A 17,202-nucleotide genomic window follows, 5' to 3' on the forward strand; every position below is an offset into this window, starting at 1 on the left:
CACACCAGATGAGGGCGAATCAACTCGCCCCATGTTAGAACCGTTACTAATCGTCAGAGTAACCTAATTGACGCAAAGCACGATCATCATCATGCCAGCCTTGTTTGACCTTAACCCACAGTTGCAAGAAGACTTTCTGCGCTAACATCACCTCGATATCTTTGCGTGCTTCTTCTCCCACTTTTTTCAAAACATGCCCTTGTTTACCAATAACAATCGCTTTTTGTCCTTCTCGTTCAACCCAAATAATCGCGCTAATATGGGTAAGTTTCTCTTCTTCGGCAAAGTGTTCAATCTGCACACTCAATCGATAAGGTAATTCAGCCCCTAAACGTCGAACCAATTTTTCACGTATCATTTCTGCTACGAAAAAACGTTCGCTCCGATCAGTAACTTGGTCTGCAGGAAATAAGGGAGGACTTAATGGCAATTGTACGATAATTTTTTCTTCTAATTCGGTTAAATTAACGCCCCGCAATGCTGATAAAGGAAAAACCTCTAAAAAGTCGCGCTTTTGCGTAATTTCTTCTAAATAAGGTAATAATGATTCCTTATTTGCCACCTTATCAACTTTATTCACGCCAAGAATAACGGGTAATGTCGTACTTTCCAAAATATTCAAGACATGTGCGTCTTCTTCTGTCCATACCAACGCCTCCACCAACCAAACAATCAAATCCACGCCATCTAAACTGCCTAATGCCGTGCGATTTAAATAACGATTCATCGCCGTATGCTTATCCTGATGAATACCGGGCGTATCAACATAAACGATTTGCGCATTTTCTTCTGTTTTAATGCCCAACAAACGATGGCGTGTCGTTTGAGGTTTACGCGAAGTAATGCTAATTTTTTGTGCAAGTAAGTGATTTAATAAAGTTGATTTCCCTACATTAGGGCGACCAACGATTGCTACATACCCACAACGATAATTGTCAGTTTCCATGTAAAATATTAAGTGCCTTGTGTGCTGCCGCTTGTTCTGCCCGCCGCCGACTATCACCTGTGCCATACGCGGGAACTGCTAATCCATCAATCATACATTCCACTTCAAAATGTTGGGTAGGTGGATCACCCTGTATAGTGAGTACACGATAAATAGGCAACGGTCGTTGTTGTGCCTGTAAATATTCTTGTAAACACGTTTTAGGGTCTTTGTTGATTTTGTGTGGCGATAGGTTGTCTAACCGTGTCTGTAATAGCCGTAAAACAACCTGTCGACAAGTATTCATATCACTATCTAAGTACACAGCACCAAAAACTGCTTCCAGTGCGTCTGCTAAAATAGAAGGTCTGCGCCAACCACCACTTTTTAATTCTCCCCCCCCTAATTGCAAATAATCGCCCAGATTCATCTGTTGCGCAATTTCTGCAAGGGTTTCTTCTCTAACGAGTGTTGCACGTGAACGGGTTAACTCTCCCTCACTGGCTGTTGGAAAACGTTCAAATAAGGCTTCGGCGGCGATGTAGTTGAGTAACGAGTCGCCCAGAAACTCCAGACGCTCGTTATTTTGACTACTTGCACTACGGTGTGTCAGTGCCATAGTCAGGTAAGTTTCTTGTCTAAACAGATAGTTTAAGACTTTATATAAAGCTGAATAGTCCGTCTTCAAGGTTCAATGGTATGTTCGTAGTCGTATAAAAAATAAAACTTGTCAAAAAGAGGTTCTCGAGCTTGATAAGGCACGGTAATCCGCATCCCTTTCGGTACCCGTTCAAAAATTACCGCATCTTGTACTTCTTTGTTGTAAAGGCGGTTAATGCCATCAATTTCCAATCGCTTAGTAACTTGTTTAAAAAACTCAGGTTTTGTGATACTGGCAAAATCAGGTTGTGAGCGAACACTTTCTAACGCCATGGTTATTTTTTTACCTTCCAAATACAAAGGAACCAATTTTAAGCCAACCCATGCGATAGTACCTAAGACGGCTAATAAAAATAACAGACTCCACATCCCCATGCCTTGTTGTTGATGCTTATTTATCTTCATGCACTTCACTCCTCATATAACGACTGGGTTTCAGGGTATTTCATTTCGTAAAAACCTAATCCAAACTGTTGCCAATTCTTCCCCAATTAATACAACTGGTTGGAGAGAAAAGCTGACAATTAGGTAGTTTTGTATCCCAACTCATCCAAATAAAAAAAGCCTTACCTATCAAGTTTTCTTCTGGCACAATGCCCCAAAAACGGCTATCTAAACTATTATCCCGATTATCTCCCAGCACAAAATACTGATTTTTTTCAATATTCCAACTGCTGATTGTTTGTGGAATAGGCGTTCTTTTTTCGGGGATGATTAAAATAGAATGCTTTTTGTCAAACAAGTGTTCTGTTAATTCTTCCGCTTTTTGTTGTGTCATATCAGCACTAGAACCCATACCAATATAAGCACCTAATGGAACTTGTAAAATAGGCTCACCATTAACATACAACATCTTGTTAATATGATGATATTCAATCTTATCACCGGGAACACCGACTACCCGTTTGATATACGGAATGGTAGGGTTTTCTGGGTAACGAAACACAACCACATCACCACGTCGTGGTTCGTTAATGTTTAATATTTTCCAGTTTAGGACAGGTAAGCGGATACCATAGGTATATTTATTCACCAGAATAAAATCACCAACCAACAAGGTAGGCATCATAGAGCCTGATGGAATTCTAAACGGTTCAACCAGAAAAGAACGTAAGACAAGCACAATGATAAAAACAGGTAGTAGTGAACGTGCTAAATCCACGAAAAAAGGGATTTGCCCAACATCTTGATAATCCCGCTCACTGGCATTTTCTGATAAGCGTGCCAACGCAGCTTTACGTTTAGGCGCGAGCAGTAATACATCATATAGCCATATTACCGTACTAACTGCAACCAATATCACTAAATAAGCAGCTAAATCCCAATTCATTTATTTTTTTCCAACGTGTAAAACAGCTAAGAAGGCATCTTGTGGAATCGAAACAGACCCTACTTGTTTCATGCGTTTCTTCCCTTCTTTCTGTTTTTCTAATAGTTTACGTTTACGACTAATGTCACCACCATAGCACTTTGCTAACACATTTTTTCGTAAGGCTTTGACGGTTTGTCGCGCAATAATCTGTGAGCCAATCGCTGCTTGTATAGCTACATCAAACATTTGGCGAGGAATCACATCTTTCATTCTTTCTACAAGGTCACGTCCTCGTGAAACACTTTGGTCACGGTGAACGACAATAGAAAGCGCATCAACTTTTTCCCCATTGATTAACACGTCTAATTTTACCAAATTCGCTTCCTGAAAACGGAGGAAGTGATAATCAAGAGAAGCATAACCACGGCTAACGGATTTTAAGCGGTCAAAAAAATCTAATACCATTTCGCTCATGGGCAATTCATACCCAAGGGAAACTTGTGAACCAGTATATAACAGCTTATTTTGCACACCACGTTTTTCAATACATAGACTGATAACATTGCCTAAAAACTCTTGTGGTAAGAGCATATTGACTTCCACAATAGGTTCTCGCATTTCTGCTACATAATTTTGTAAGGGCAATTTAGCGGGATTATCAATCATGACAATATCGCCTTTTGTCGTCACCACTTCATAAATAACGGTTGGTGCGGTTGTGATGAGGTCTAACTCATACTCTCTTTCTAACCGTTCTTGCACAATTTCCATGTGCAACATGCCTAAAAAACCACAGCGAAACCCAAAACCCAATGCCAATGAAGTTTCTGGTTCATAATGCAGTGCTGCATCATTCAATCTTAATTTAGATAATGCTTCACGAAATGCTTCATAATCAGAGGCATCAATCGGATACATACCCGCAAAAACACGCGGTTGAATGGGTTTAAAACCGGGTAATGGGACAGTGACAGGTTGCTCGATACCCGTTAGGGTGTCGCCAACAGGTGCGCCATCAATTTCTTTAATCCCCGCAACGACAAAGCCGACTTCTCCAGCACTTAAAAATTCGCAATCTAGTGGTTTAGGTGTGAAAACCCCCACTTTTTCCACTTGGCAACGTCGGCCATTAGACATTGCCATAATTTTTTGTCCTTTAGTTAAGCGTCCATCTACAACACGCACTAAAGAGACTACACCTAAATAATTATCAAACCATGAATCTATGATTAAGGCTTGCAATGGCGCATCGACACTCCCCTGTGGTGGTGGAATACGCTTTAATAATTCCTCGAGTAAATCGACAATCCCTACCCCTGTTTTAGCACTGACGCGCACGGCATTTTTTGCTTCAATACCGATAATTTCTTCAATTTGTTGAATAACCCGTTCTGGTTCGGCTGAGGGTAAATCAATTTTATTCAAGACAGGTAGGACTTCTAAGCCTTGTTCGATAGCGGTGTAACAGTTTGCAACACTTTGTGCTTCAACGCCTTGTGCAGCATCTACAACCAATAAAGCCCCTTCACAAGCGGCTAAAGAGCGGGAAACTTCATAGGAAAAATCGACATGTCCCGGCGTATCAATAAAATTTAATTGATAGGTTTGTCCATCTTGTGATTTGTAGTGCAAGGTTACGCTGTGTGCTTTAATCGTAATGCCGCGTTCGCGTTCTAAATCCATAGAATCCAGCACTTGCTCTTCCATTTCTCGGTCAGCAAGACCACCACAAGTTTGAATAAAACGGTCGGCGAGTGTGGATTTACCATGGTCAATATGGGCAATAATAGAAAAATTTCGGATGTTTTTCATGTAAAACAACGTGTTTGAGCGGTAATAAGCTAAAAATCACATGCGCTATAACGCGGTGCGATTTTTAGAAGAAAATACAATAACAATTGTGCTATCACAACTATTATGAAACGGTTATATCAGTATTCTTGATTTTTACACCAGAAAATACGCTGTATTCTAACGGATTTCACAATTCCCTGAAATATGCCTCTAAGGACTCTTCTTCTAGGAAGTAGTAACAAAGTTCCGTTTCCCCAACAGCAAGTACAGGCACACGCGTATTATACCGTTGTTTCAAGGTCACATCGTTATCAATATCGATGAGTTCTATCGTGAAAGGATAACGTTGTTGTAAAACAACTAACTCTCGTTGCATGTCTGTACAAAGATGACAACCTGCACGGGTATAAACCGTTAGCAATAGGGGTGCGTGCATAACAAAAAGTATTTGCGTTTCTCAGTTAAAAAGACCTAGCAAGTTTTTAAAACCTGCTAGGTCTTGTGTAAGCGTAAAATAGTAGTCACTGTAATAAGCGACTTATTTTATTCCTTTTTACTACCTTCTTTTTTCTCTTCCTTTGGCATTTTTAGCGCGAGGAACAGTTGTGAGCCACCCCGTTTAATCAGAATGGGGACTGCTTGCCCCGGTTGTAAACTGGCAATAATTTCTTCGCTCTGTGCGACATCTTTTATCATGGTATTCGCCATCATCAAGACAATATCATCTGCACGCACACCCGCTTCTTCAGCAACACCTTCTACCGCCTTAACCAATACACCCCCTTCAGCAAGGTCTATTTCTTTACGTTGATTATCATCAAGGTTTTCTAAGGTTAAGCCTAATTTATTACGACTAGATTTTGCCTGTCCTGTGATGTTTTTTTGTAAATCTTCTTCTGGTGGTAATTCGGCAATGGTGACTTGTAAACTCTGTTCTTTACCCGCACGGATAATTTTGGTTGTCGCCACTGTATCTAACGGGGTAATGCCAACAATGGGCGGTAAATCAGAAGAATGGTCAATTTTCTTGCCATTAAACTCGATAATAATATCGCCAACCTGAAAACCAGCCGTTGCCGCGGGGCTATTTGGCAACACTTTTGCCACTAATGCACCTTGTGGTTTCTGCATCCCGAAAGACTCAGCCAGTTCACGAGTAACATCCTGAATTAAAACACCTAACCAACCCCGAGAAACCTTGCCACTTTCACGCAATTGGTCAATAATATTTTTCATCACATCAACAGGAATAGCAAAAGATAACCCCATAAATCCGCCTGTACGGCTATAGATTTGTGAGTTAATCCCCACCACTTCCCCATCAAGATTAAATAAAGGGCCGCCTGAATTACCCGGGTTGATAGCGACATCTGTTTGAATAAACGGAACATAACTATCTGACGGCAAGCTACGTCCTTTCGCACTCACAATACCTGCCGTTGCAGAATATTCAAAACCAAAGGGTGAACCAATGGCCAACACCCACTCGCCCACTTTTAAATCATTTGAACTGCCTAATTTTACAAAGGGCAAATCTGTTGCGTTCAATTTGAGTAAGGCTAAATCTGTTCGTTGGTCTGCGCCAATCAACTCCGCAGTAAATTCCCGACGGTCAGTTAAACGAACAATAATTTCATCTGAATCTTCTATGACATGGTTATTGGTGACAATGTAACCATCAGCCGAAATAATAAAACCCGAGCCTAACGAGGTTGATGGAATTTCATTAAGATAAGGTGCATTCTCTTCATCTTCAAAAAAACGGCGAAAAAACTCATTAAAAGGGCCATCTTCAGGCAAGTTCGGAATTACTTGGGGGAGTTTTTTCTCTTTGCTCGTATTTGGTTCTTTTTTGGCCGTTGTACTGATATTGACAACAGCAGGACCATATTTTTCCACTAATTCTGTAAATTCAGGCAAGCTGCGCGCCTGTAAAATACCACTGAATAGTCCAATTGTTAAACCCGCTACTAACAAAGGATAAACAAAAATCTTCCGCATATTCGCTCCCAACGGTGCTTATGGTAAACAGTTAAAAACCGTTACTTGTTAAAATTAGGTTGATAATACAACGTAGGTGTGGCGATTTTTAATAAAATAGGCTGATAACGACTATCTTCAGACAAAAGAGCCGAAAGATAACGCGCAACACCCAAACCACCCGCCAAACCAACCAAACCCGCTAATGCTGTCCATCCATCGCCACTGGGTAAACCAACAGAAGCCGCGATATTTTCATAGCTAACGGCAACAGCGAATAAAAACAAAAGCGGTAAAATATAAAGGAGTAACGAACCACGGACTAAGGCTTGTTCTTCCAAACCAATCACCACTTTATCCCCCAACTTAGCAGATAAATTATTAATGACTTTGACCTCATTAACCTTCTGTCCAAACAAGCCATCCAAACTGCCTGTTCCACAGCTATTCACCGTACAATGCGAACAACCACTTGTCCGTTGCGTCCGCACCCAAACAAATTGTTCAGTTGCTTCAACCACAACCCCTTCTTCTTCTAACATAAAATTCACCCTTAAACTAATAACGCGACTTTGCACACCAACCTAAAATATCTGAAGATTGTAGTCTCTTTGTTTAATAGTAGCATTAACGATAACTTTATAGGCATTTTGTAAATTAAGGTTCTTAACAGCCAACGCCACACCAAGCCATAATGATGCTAAACGTAAATAAAAGGATAAACGCAATAATCACCTAAATTAGACTTTTCAACATTAGCCAAGATAAAAACAATGACACTTAATAACGCTGATTACCTGATAATCCTAAAAATATTTATTCAGACAGTCTCCAATCACGTTATTCAACGATGCGCCTATCACAAAATCCTTACTTGTTTAACATGTCCTCACATTTCTTGCCTGACGGTTAATTTGCTATAGTGCAATCGGATTTAGACGATAACAATACTGCAAAGAGGTTGCGCTACTATGATTCGTCCTGCTCACCTAGACGATATTGATGCACTGTTAGTGATTGAAAACGAATGTTTTAACACTGACCGCTTATCTCGCCGTAATTTTCGCTACCTACTCAGCAAAGCCCACGCACACACCATAGTAGAAGAAGAACAAGGAGTTATTCGTGGTTATACAATGTTATTGCTTAGTCGTGGTACTTCAATGGCGCGATTATATTCACTAGCCATTCGTCCAGCCTACCAACAACGCGGCATTGCTAAAACACTGTTTGCCACCGCTGAAGAAATTGCGTTAGCACATGATTGTGTTTCATTACGCCTAGAAACGCGCGGTGATAATATCATCATGCAAGGATTGGTTAAAAAAAATGGTTATAAATACTTCGATGAAGTTTCCGACTACTACGAAGACCACATGCGCGCGTTGCGATTTGAAAAATTCCTTGCTCCTCATATCGCCCGTGAAATGGTCAGCGTTCCGTTTTATCAACAAACGCTAGAGTTTACCTGTGGTCCCTCAGCACTCATGATGGCAATGCGGGCGTTGGACAATAGTTTGGAATTAAATCGTCGTTTAGAATTGCGTATTTGGCGTGAAGCAACCACCATCTTTATGACATCAGGACATGGTGGCTGTGGTCCTTATGGCTTGGCACTTTCTGCACATCATCGTGGTTATGACGTGGAGATTTATGTCAGTGACAAAGCAGCAACTGATGCAATGTTCATTGATTCTGTACGTAATCCTGAAAAAAAATCAGTTATGCGTTTAGTAGAAGCGGATTTTTTAGATGAAATTAGTCGCTTACCCATCAATCTTGTCTATGGTAATTTAAACGTTGCTGGCATTAAGGCAAAATTTGATGTAGGCGCAATTCCCCTTGTTTTAATTAGTTCATACCGTATTTATCGAGAAAAGTTCCCGCATTGGGTTGTTATTACAGGATTTGATGACAAATACATTTATGCACATGACCCACTTGTTGACGATGCCGCTGATGAAAGTATCATGGACTCTATCAACATGCCGATTTTGCGTAAAGACTTTGAACGCATGGCGCGGTACGGCAAATCAGCTCAGAAAGCCGTGTTATTTCTTAGAAAAAAGACCGCCTAATGCTCGCCCAGCGAATTATTGTGACAGCTAAAAATGTTTGCAAGTACCCAAAACTTGCCTTTTTTTGTGACACTACAAATTCCCTTACAACACAATAATGCTGACCATTTGCTCACGATTACTAACCAAAATTTAATGTGTTATCTCACCGTTTTATCGTGCAGATTAAAACCCATCCTCTTATTATTTTGTTATTCCATCATGTATTCATTGAGGTTAAACAATTAATATGCCCCCCCACCTTGTGGTTGTTGAAAACACAACAGATTGGCATTCATCTTTTCCTGAAATGCAAATTGTCTCCGTTAAAGATTATATTTCTCAGCCTTATTATTTCTCACTCAAAAACGTGCGTGTCATTAATTTATGTCGTAGCTATCGTTATTTAAGTCGCGGCTACTATTGCTCGCTCCTTGCTGAAGCACGCCACCACAAAATCATTCCTAGCGTGCGCACCCTGCGTGATTTAAGCAGTAAAGCGATTTATAGCCTAGACACTGATAGCCTAGATGATTTTCTGCATAAATGTTTAGGCAAACACAATGGCAACATGCCAACAGTGCTAGAAACTTATATTTTATTTGGGTTTTGTGATAAATCTGACTTGAAGAAAATTGCACGACAGATATTTGCAACTTTTAGTTGTCCCTTAATGAAAGTAGAGTTTAGCTATTCAGGTTCATGGCATATCTCATCGATTAAACCCATTCAACTAAATGCGTTACCGCTAGACCAATACCCTCTTTTTATTGAAGCCCTGAATGTTTACACCCGTCGAGAATATGATAATAGCGAGAAAACCAAACACACCACCCGTTATGACCTAGCCATTCTCTATGACCCCAATGAAAAACTGCCCCCCTCAGATGCAGAAACCCTAGAAAAATTCATCACCATTGGTAATGAATTGGGTATCGATGTTGACCTTATCAAAAAGAAAGATTACGCCCGTTTAGCGGAATATGATGCCCTGTTTATCCGTGAAACGACTAATATTGAACATTACACCTACCGCTTTGCAAAAAAAGCCGAAAGTGAAAACCTAGTAGTCATTGACGACCCCGATTCTATTTTACGTTGTACCAACAAAGTCTATTTAGCCGAACTACTCAAGGCTAGTGGTACACCAATACCAAAAACTTTTATTTTACATAAGGATAATTTACATCTACTGGAAAATGAAATCCCTTATCCCGTGGTTTTAAAAATTCCCGATGGCTCTTTCTCGCGGGGTGTATTTAAAGCAGAAAACGCAGAAGAAGTCTTAGAAATGACCAATAGACTGTTTAAAGATTCAGATATTTTGCTTGCCCAAGAATATCTCTATACTACTTTCGACTGGCGTATTGGTATCTTGAACCGTAAAGCCATTTTTGCCTGTCAATACTTCATGTCAGAAGCGCACTGGCAAATTGTCAAACATGATAAAAACGGTGAGTTTAATTATGGCAACTTCCGCACTTTTGCTATTGAAGACACCCCAAAGAAAGTGATAAAAACGGCAGTTAAAGCCGCCAACCAAATCGGCAATGGATTTTATGGTGTTGATTTAAAACAAACTGATAAAGGGATAGTTGTAATTGAAATCAATGACAACCCCAATTTAGATGAAGGGGTGGAAAATGCCGTTAGTAAAGACAAGATTTATCACACTATTCTTAAAGAATTTATCCGCCGTATTCGTAAAAAACAACAACGTTAATCATCGCCTTTAAAAACCGAGATAAAACCAATGTCATATTATCCGCTGAATGTGGGCATAGGCAGCCAGCCTGTTGCTGAAGATGAAGCATTGAATTACTTATCCATGCCGACGGAAATGCACACCTACCGCCCGCCACGCCTGCCAGAACCCGAAACGCTAACGGCAGAAATGACGGGGGCAAAAACGACCCTGCAAAAACTTTATGAGATGGTACAAGCATTTAATCTAACACAAACAGCAAACACCATAGAATTAGGTGAGTTAGATGCCAAAAATCTCAATTTTATTGGGCAAGTGCTGGGTGATGGCGAAGTTAAAATTAAATGTACAGGTAAATCCATTGTTAATATTCAAGAATCCGTCATGGCAGGGATTTGGCATTTACAACGCCTAGATGAACAAGGAAAAATCGTTCATCAACAATTGGATATAGGCGAAGTTCCCAACTTATTACGCGACATTATTCATGAAGAAGGACAAACACGGCTTACATTAGGGGATGTACCCACTAATCTGATGAATGCACCCGCAATTTTGGTTGAAGTAGATGCTAAACAACAAACCTGCGCACCAAACCAGCCTGCACATGTGATTAATCTTAGCCTGTTACCTATCAGCGAAGAAGACCAAACTTTTATGATAAATTGCCTAGGAACGGGGACAACAACAATTTTATCAAAAGGATATGGTAACTGTCGGATTACTAGCACCGCGATTCGCTATGTTTGGTGGGTACGCTATTATAATTCAATGGATAATTTAATTTTAAATACCATTGAAATTGTTGATATTCCCCAAGTTGCAAAGGCAGCAAAAGAAGATTTAGAAGACAGCGAAAAACGCTTGCAAGGTATTATGCGGGATTATTTAAATTGGTTATAAAACAACCGTAAGCTGCAAATCTAGCGATACTTAAAAGCCTGTCTGAATCAGAATTCTCAGAATTATCCAAATTTTCGGAACTTAAAAATAAGCGTAATACCAAAAATAAAAAGGTAACGATGAGTCATTTTCCTAATTCAGACAATGCGATATAACACCGCTACTTTTATGCAAGTTATTATTACATTAACCTGAGTTCGGGATAAGAAATTCTCGTTCCCACGCTCCAGCGTGGGAACGAGATAAACCAATTAAATTTATTAATTTTTCCCTATTTCTTATCCCGAACTCAGGTTACATTGGGAATGTGCGCAACTGATTGGGGGTTAGCATCCAACACAATTGCGCCTCTCCCACATCCACTTTATTTTCAAAACTTAGCAAACAGGCTCCGCCTTTTTTAAGAGAGAGCCAATTATAGACATGTTTGGTCAGTAACCATGTAGCCAATTCGCCCAAATCAGGTTCATGCCCGACAAGTGCGATAGTATGATGCGTGTTAGCCTCTGCCTGTATAGCCGTTAAAATATCATGAATAGAACTATTCGGGGCAAGTGTAGGTAAAATATGGCGATGTGCATCTGGATAAAGTTCAGATAAGATGTCAGCCGTTTGCACAGCACGCATAAAAGGACTGCTGAAAATATGCTGAATAGTTGAAAGTTGTGTTCTAATTCCTAACGCATTTTGGCGCATTTTACTAATCCCTTTAAGCGTTAAGGGACGTAAATCGTCTGTATTGCCTGTCATAGCAAAAACATCACGGTCTTCAGCAATGGCATGACGGACTAATAAAACGTTCATAATTTAATCCTTTAAAGACTACAGACGGTTAGCAATAGAAAATATTCACCTAAACAGCCTATTAACAGTCTATTTTTTAAATCGTTTTCTGCTGTCTAAGGCTTTTTCAAGACGTTCACAGACGGTTTTCAACACTTCAAGACGCGCCAGTTGTTTATCATTCGCAGGAATTAACGTCCAAGGGGCATAATCTGTACTTGTCCGTGAGACCATATCATTAACAGCTAACGCATAAGCATCCCATTTTTCTCGATTGCGCCAATCTTCACTGGTAATTTTATGGCGTTTATAAGCAACCGATTCACGTTCTTCAAAACGGCGTAGCTGCTCTTCTTTACTAATGTGTAGCCAGAATTTCAGCACAATGCCACCGCCATATCCTTGACGGTCATCCCCTTGTTGTACATAAGCATTAACTAATTGCTCTTCAAAACTATTAATTTCTAAATAAGCACGCTTCCATTCATGTTCTTGCGCAAAGCCTTCTACACGTTCAACTAATACACGTCCGTACCATGAGCGGTCATAGAGTGTAAAACGTCCTGCACGGGGAACATGTCGCCAAAACCGCCAAAGATAATGATGCGCTCGTTCCTCATCCGTTGGTGCTGCGGTAGAAATAACCCGATATAAACGTGCGTCTAATGGTTGAGTAATGCGACGAATTGCACCGCCTTTGCCTGCGGCATCCCAGCCTTCAAAAACAATGACTGTTGAGAGTTTTTCTTTATTTGCTAACCAACTTAAACGGTGTAATTTGCCTTGATAGTGGCGTAACTCTTCATTATATTTTTTGTTGGTTATTGTCTGGTTTAAATCGACCCTGTCTAAGACAGTTAGTGGTGTATTGAGTTGTGCAACCAGTGGATTACAAGGGGCTATCTGGTCATCATCAATTTGTGTTTGACTGGCGGATTGTAGCGTTGCAATGTCTTCGGCTAATCGCGCTTTTTCATGGCTATTAAGAAATTTTTGTAATATTTCCAATAAGGTTCTTGCAACCATTGAATTGCGATATCGTTCATCTGTCGCTTCTACTAATGTCCATGGTGCAGCCCCCGAATCTGTGTGGCGAATGGCACGTTCAGCGGCATGTGCAAAATTATCATATAAATCCGCTAACTCCCAATCATTCCCTGAGACGCTACGAATACTATTAGGGTCTTTTTCCAACTTCTTTAAGCGTTTATTCTGGTCTTTTTTCGACAGATGCAACCAAAACTTGAGGATAATTGCGCCGTCTTCAACCAACATATTTTCAAATCGACGAATCGCAACAAGACTTTCATCAAATAAACTGGTTTCTATATTACCAAGCGCGTATTCATTAATTGCATCGGCATACCATCCACCAAAGAAAATGCCTATGCGTCCACGCGCAGGTAAGTTACGCCAGAATCGCCATCCATAAGGACGTTCTAATTCTTCATCCGTGAGCATGTCTAGTGAAATGGTTTCTAATCCACGTGTATCTAACCATTCATTGAGTGCATTAACCGTTTCTCCCCGTCCTGCGGCGTTAACCCCTGAAATAATGATAATAACGGGTGCATTGGTTTTACTTAACGCAAACTGGGCTTGTAATAAACCTGCACGCAGTTCAGGCAATAGGGTTTTGTATTCTTCTTTACTCGTTTTACGACCTAATTCAACGGCTTCAAACATAATTTCCCTCTATCAAGTTTAACAATCATTGTACGTTATTATGTAAACAGCTATTTATTATGGTTACTTCACACAACGGCTTGTACAGACTTTTTTATTCTACCCGTTCCACGCTTTATGCGTCAGGGCTATTGTAATGATATTCTTTACAACGGGTAAGTAAATATTGACGTTTGTTAAGTGTTATTAAACATTCTGCTATCCGATAATAATGATAAATTACAATCTGACTGTTACCACTGTCTGATTTATACACTGAGAGTTAAATGAACAAAAAACATAAGCTTATTATTGTAGGGACATTATTCAGTTTATTATTACTGATTTTTGTTCTTGCACGCCTAGATTGGCAATTATTTTTGACAGCACTAACACAACTTTCCTTTAACCACCTCTTATTTGCCATATTGGGGATTTTATGCATTGTGCTACTCCGTGCTTTCCGTTGGTTATTAATTGCCAATACAGGCTTACAACAATTTAAAGCCTTTTGGCAAGCGGCGGCAATTGGATTTTTAGGCAATATGATTTATCCCTTGCGAGCGGGGGAAGTATTGCGGGTTTTAGCCATTCATCACTTTATTGGATTACCCTTTGGGAAAGCCCTGTCTAGTTCAGTAATAGACCGTATGTTGGATATGATGATGGTTGGTATTTTTATGTTATTTGTTATCTGGTTACATGGCAGTCAAATTGATGCCAGTGTTGGCGTTGGTGCGGTAGGGGTTTTTATTATCTGCGTGCTTATCCTGTCCATCTTACTGTTTATGGCGGATAAACTACTGATTTATGCAAAAAAATGGCATTTTCAAAAACATTGGCAAACACGATTATTACATTGGTATAGTCATGGATTACAAGGGATTATAGATTTTCGTCAAGCCCCGTACGCGCTTGCGGTCGTACCTATAACCTTAATTATTTTTTTAGGCGATTATTATATTCTTTGGCAAATCATGACGGCATTTGGTTGGACACTCCCTTATAGTGCGGCGATTACGGTTGGCGTATTTATTATGTTGGGTGCGTCGTTACCCTCTGCACCGGGATATATTGGGATTTATCAAGTTGCTGCGATTCTTGCTTTAAAACTTTATGATATTGATAGCAGCACCGCTGTTGCTTATTCCGTTGTGTTACAACTTATTCAATTTGCTGTATTAGGCATACAGGGCGGATTAGTAACTTTATACTGTGGCTTTCACTTATCTAAAGACCCACAAACGGTGTCTAATCATTAATATGGTTTGATAGCGCGTAGGATACAGTAGAGACTTCTTTTCGTATTGTAATGCACCCGACACTTGTTTGATAAAGACCCACTAGGTTTTAAAAATCTAGTATAGCTAACGCACTTTAAAATGATTATTGTAGGGTGGAATAGGCGCAAGCCGTATTCCACAATAGTGCAAGCTTTCTGCATAAACTCAGCTATTTGTGGCGTTTTATGGTGGAATACGCTACGCTATTCCACCCTACATTAAGCTGCTTTCTAAGTTGCGTTAGCTATAGGTCTATTTCTTATTTACAAACCCGCGTAGAATGCGTCAGGTATAGGTTTATATACCGTAACATGCTGATTATTTATAAAAATACTATGCTTGTAATAAAGCCAATGCTTGTTTATGCGTATATTCATCACCCGCAGCAATAACCCGCCCGTCAGATTCCAACGATAAAGCCTGTCCTTGCCAATCTGTCATAACCCCGCCAGCGTTTTCAACAATTGGGGCTAAGGCGCAATAATCATACGGTTTTAATGAAGACTCTACGACCAAATCGACAAAACCCGTTGCTAACAAAGCATAAGCGTAACAATCACCGCCATAAACCGTCATTTTAACCGACTCGCGCACCCGTCCAAACGACGTAAAATCTTCCCCTTCAAACATAGCAGGGGTTGTCGCATATAACGCTGCTTTTTTCACGTCTGCACAAGCACGTACATGCACAGGATGCCCGTTTAATGTCGTAGGCAACCCTGCGCCACCAATCCATCGCTCGCGTAAAATCGGTTGGTCTAACAAGCCTAAAATAGGTTTACCTTCATAAGCAAGCGCGATTAGCGTACCAAACAATGGCTTACCTGTAATAAAAGACTTTGTCCCATCAATAGGGTCTATAACCCATGTAAATGCTGCCTCTCTATTTTTCACGCCAAATTCTTCACCATAAATACCATCATTTGGATAGGCTTTTTCAATCATCTCCCGCAAGGCTTGCTCGACTGCTCTATCAGCTAACGTTACGGGGCTAGTATCGGGTTTATCGTCAACTGTTAAATGTGTGCGAAAATAACTTTTAATAATTGTACCGCTGACAGTTGCCATTTGATTTATAAAATCAAACAATTGTGCATTAATTAACGTTTTCATATTTTGGATACAGGTGAGTAAAAAGGCAAAAAGAGACCTTTAAAAGTATTATCAGTCGCTATTATTTTAAACAAAAGACCCTGTTTAAACAGGTCACAAACATTATCCACGCCTTATTTTACGCGGATATGATACGCATCGTTGTAGGATTTTTTCTTTATAAAGTCATAGGAATAATTATCATGTTTGAAAAAACTGGTTTTTTTGCACTGCCACTGGTTTTATTTTTTGTTTATGCCGTTTATTTTTATTTTTCTCATCAAGAAACCGTTCCTTTAACAGGACGTTCTCAATTAGTTGATATGAGTCGTGCAGATGAAATGACTTTAGGTGCAAAGGCTTATAGCGATATTTTGCATAAAGAAAAAGTTATCCCCTCGGGCAAATTGGTTGATAACATTCGTACAATTGGCAAACGTCTAGCCGTTGTTGCAGATGACCCCGGATTTGAATGGGAATTTAATGTGATTAATTCCCCACAAGCCAATGCTTTCGCGCTGCCCGGTGGAAAAGTTGCTGTTTATACAGGGATTATACCCATTGCAGAAAATGCTAATGGATTAGCAATTATCATGGGACATGAAATTGCTCATGCTATCGCTCGTCATGGTGCAGAACGAATGGCATATCAAAAACTTAAAAATTTAGGCATGTTGGCTGTTAGCACCTCATTAGGTGATATGGATGTAGGTAAACGACAAATGATTATGGGGGCGTTGGGTGTCGGTGCACAATATGGGGTCATGTTACCTTTTTCGCGTGAACATGAATCAGAAGCGGATTACATGGGCTTAATTTATGCGGCAAAAGCTTGTTTTGACCCACGAGAAGCCCCGAAGCTATGGGAACGCATGGCACAGGCAAGCGGTGGTAAAAGTCCTACAGAATTCATGTCCACCCACCCTAGCCATGATACTCGTATTCAACAGTTCACCCAGTGGATGCCAGAAGCCTTGAAAATACGGGAACAATATTGCGGAAATAAAAGTAAACAGTAATTTATTGAAATAAGTGCTTAAATC

At 40.1% G+C, this 17,202-nt stretch carries 16 protein-coding genes; 5 read left to right on the forward strand and 11 right to left on the reverse strand.

What is annotated here, in order from left to right:
- Positions 1-46 precede the first annotated feature (46 nt).
- From era to AL038_RS01765, 8 genes are all read right to left on the reverse strand, one after another.
- Complete coding sequence (gene era, locus AL038_RS01730) at positions 47-946, reverse strand: GTPase Era (RefSeq protein WP_062148105.1); 900 nt, start codon at positions 944-946, stop codon at positions 47-49.
- The gene (rnc, locus tag AL038_RS01735; protein WP_062148108.1) at positions 936-1,613 is read right to left on the reverse strand and encodes a ribonuclease III; all 678 of its coding nucleotides are present in this window, start codon (positions 1,611-1,613) and stop codon (positions 936-938) included. The genes era and rnc overlap by 11 nt, the downstream gene beginning before the upstream one ends.
- A complete protein-coding gene (locus AL038_RS01740; protein ID WP_062148111.1) occupies positions 1,610-1,990 on the reverse strand; it encodes a DUF4845 domain-containing protein in 381 nt (126 codons plus the stop codon). The genes rnc and AL038_RS01740 overlap by 4 nt, the downstream gene beginning before the upstream one ends.
- Positions 1,991-2,045: 55 nt before the next feature.
- Positions 2,046-2,915, reverse strand: coding sequence for a signal peptidase I (lepB, locus tag AL038_RS01745; RefSeq protein ID WP_062148114.1), 870 nt, complete (start codon positions 2,913-2,915; stop codon positions 2,046-2,048).
- Complete coding sequence (gene lepA / locus AL038_RS01750) at positions 2,916-4,709, reverse strand: translation elongation factor 4 (RefSeq protein ID WP_062148116.1); 1,794 nt, start codon at positions 4,707-4,709, stop codon at positions 2,916-2,918. It abuts the gene before it with no gap.
- Positions 4,710-4,878: 169 nt separating this feature from the next.
- Positions 4,879-5,127 (reverse strand): glutaredoxin family protein, encoded by a 249-nt coding sequence (locus tag AL038_RS01755; RefSeq protein WP_062148121.1) that lies wholly within the window; start codon positions 5,125-5,127, stop codon positions 4,879-4,881.
- A 107-nt stretch (positions 5,128-5,234) separates the two neighbouring features.
- Positions 5,235-6,692, reverse strand: a complete 1,458-nt coding sequence (locus AL038_RS01760) for a DegQ family serine endoprotease (protein ID WP_062148124.1) — start codon at positions 6,690-6,692, stop codon at positions 5,235-5,237.
- 41 nt (positions 6,693-6,733) lie between these two features.
- Entirely contained in the window at positions 6,734-7,213 is a 480-nt protein-coding gene (locus tag AL038_RS01765) for a SoxR reducing system RseC family protein (RefSeq protein ID WP_062148127.1), read from the reverse strand.
- Between the two features lie 429 nt (positions 7,214-7,642).
- On the opposite strand from AL038_RS01765, the gene AL038_RS01770 reads away from it, so the two are divergent.
- The 3 genes from AL038_RS01770 to AL038_RS01780 all read left to right on the forward strand — a co-directional run bounded on the left by AL038_RS01770 (position 7,643) and on the right by AL038_RS01780 (position 11,336).
- Positions 7,643-8,749, forward strand: a complete 1,107-nt coding sequence (locus AL038_RS01770; RefSeq protein ID WP_062148130.1) for a GNAT family N-acetyltransferase/peptidase C39 family protein — start codon at positions 7,643-7,645, stop codon at positions 8,747-8,749.
- A gap of 229 nt (positions 8,750-8,978) precedes the next feature.
- Positions 8,979-10,451 (forward strand): RimK family protein, encoded by a 1,473-nt coding sequence (locus AL038_RS01775; RefSeq protein ID WP_062148133.1) that lies wholly within the window; start codon positions 8,979-8,981, stop codon positions 10,449-10,451.
- A 30-nt stretch (positions 10,452-10,481) separates the two neighbouring features.
- A complete protein-coding gene (locus AL038_RS01780; RefSeq protein ID WP_062148136.1) occupies positions 10,482-11,336 on the forward strand; it encodes a hydrogenase expression/formation protein in 855 nt (284 codons plus the stop codon).
- 294 nt (positions 11,337-11,630) lie between these two features.
- Here AL038_RS01780 and AL038_RS01785 read toward each other — a convergent pair whose 3' ends face one another.
- Positions 11,631-12,140, reverse strand: a complete 510-nt coding sequence (locus AL038_RS01785) for a SixA phosphatase family protein (protein ID WP_062148139.1) — start codon at positions 12,138-12,140, stop codon at positions 11,631-11,633.
- Between the two features lie 69 nt (positions 12,141-12,209).
- Positions 12,210-13,805 carry a polyphosphate:AMP phosphotransferase gene (gene pap / locus AL038_RS01790; RefSeq protein WP_062148142.1) on the reverse strand — a complete coding sequence of 532 codons (1,596 nt, stop codon included), beginning with the start codon at positions 13,803-13,805 and terminating at the stop codon, positions 12,210-12,212.
- A 266-nt stretch (positions 13,806-14,071) separates the two neighbouring features.
- Here pap and AL038_RS01795 point away from each other — a divergent pair, with 266 nt between their 5' ends.
- Positions 14,072-15,046, forward strand: coding sequence for a lysylphosphatidylglycerol synthase transmembrane domain-containing protein (locus tag AL038_RS01795; protein ID WP_062148145.1), 975 nt, complete (start codon positions 14,072-14,074; stop codon positions 15,044-15,046).
- A gap of 354 nt (positions 15,047-15,400) precedes the next feature.
- Here AL038_RS01795 and hisN read toward each other — a convergent pair whose 3' ends face one another.
- On the reverse strand, positions 15,401-16,180 hold the full coding sequence (gene hisN / locus AL038_RS01800; protein WP_062148148.1) for a histidinol-phosphatase: 780 nt from the start codon (positions 16,178-16,180) through the stop codon (positions 15,401-15,403).
- 182 nt (positions 16,181-16,362) lie between these two features.
- Between hisN and AL038_RS01805 the strand changes: the two genes are divergently transcribed.
- Positions 16,363-17,178, forward strand: coding sequence for a M48 family metallopeptidase (locus AL038_RS01805; protein ID WP_062148152.1), 816 nt, complete (start codon positions 16,363-16,365; stop codon positions 17,176-17,178).
- Positions 17,179-17,202: the final 24 nt, after the last annotated feature.

Origin of the sequence: Beggiatoa leptomitoformis (genome assembly GCF_001305575.3) — a bacterium.
GTDB lineage: Bacteria > Pseudomonadota > Gammaproteobacteria > Beggiatoales > Beggiatoaceae > Beggiatoa > Beggiatoa leptomitoformis.

Bases quoted from the DNA above. Each gene is read 5' to 3' on its own strand.
- AL038_RS01760 (WP_062148124.1), bottom strand. From the start codon at position 6,692: ATGCGGAAGATTTTTGTTTATCCTTTGTTAGTAGCGGGTTTAACAATT.
- AL038_RS01780 (WP_062148136.1), top strand. From the start codon at position 10,482: ATGTCATATTATCCGCTGAATGTGGGCATAGGCAGCCAGCCTGTTGCT.
- hisN (WP_062148148.1), bottom strand. From the start codon at position 16,180: ATGAAAACGTTAATTAATGCACAATTGTTTGATTTTATAAATCAAATG.
- AL038_RS01770 (WP_062148130.1), top strand. From the start codon at position 7,643: ATGATTCGTCCTGCTCACCTAGACGATATTGATGCACTGTTAGTGATT.
- lepA (WP_062148116.1), bottom strand. From the start codon at position 4,709: ATGAAAAACATCCGAAATTTTTCTATTATTGCCCATATTGACCATGGT.
- lepB (WP_062148114.1), bottom strand. From the start codon at position 2,915: ATGAATTGGGATTTAGCTGCTTATTTAGTGATATTGGTTGCAGTTAGT.
- AL038_RS01805 (WP_062148152.1), top strand. From the start codon at position 16,363: ATGTTTGAAAAAACTGGTTTTTTTGCACTGCCACTGGTTTTATTTTTT.
- AL038_RS01740 (WP_062148111.1), bottom strand. From the start codon at position 1,990: ATGAAGATAAATAAGCATCAACAACAAGGCATGGGGATGTGGAGTCTG.
- AL038_RS01775 (WP_062148133.1), top strand. From the start codon at position 8,979: ATGCCCCCCCACCTTGTGGTTGTTGAAAACACAACAGATTGGCATTCA.
- AL038_RS01755 (WP_062148121.1), bottom strand. From the start codon at position 5,127: ATGCACGCACCCCTATTGCTAACGGTTTATACCCGTGCAGGTTGTCAT.
- AL038_RS01795 (WP_062148145.1), top strand. From the start codon at position 14,072: ATGAACAAAAAACATAAGCTTATTATTGTAGGGACATTATTCAGTTTA.
- AL038_RS01785 (WP_062148139.1), bottom strand. From the start codon at position 12,140: ATGAACGTTTTATTAGTCCGTCATGCCATTGCTGAAGACCGTGATGTT.
- pap (WP_062148142.1), bottom strand. From the start codon at position 13,805: ATGTTTGAAGCCGTTGAATTAGGTCGTAAAACGAGTAAAGAAGAATAC.
- era (WP_062148105.1), bottom strand. From the start codon at position 946: ATGGAAACTGACAATTATCGTTGTGGGTATGTAGCAATCGTTGGTCGC.
- AL038_RS01765 (WP_062148127.1), bottom strand. From the start codon at position 7,213: ATGTTAGAAGAAGAAGGGGTTGTGGTTGAAGCAACTGAACAATTTGTT.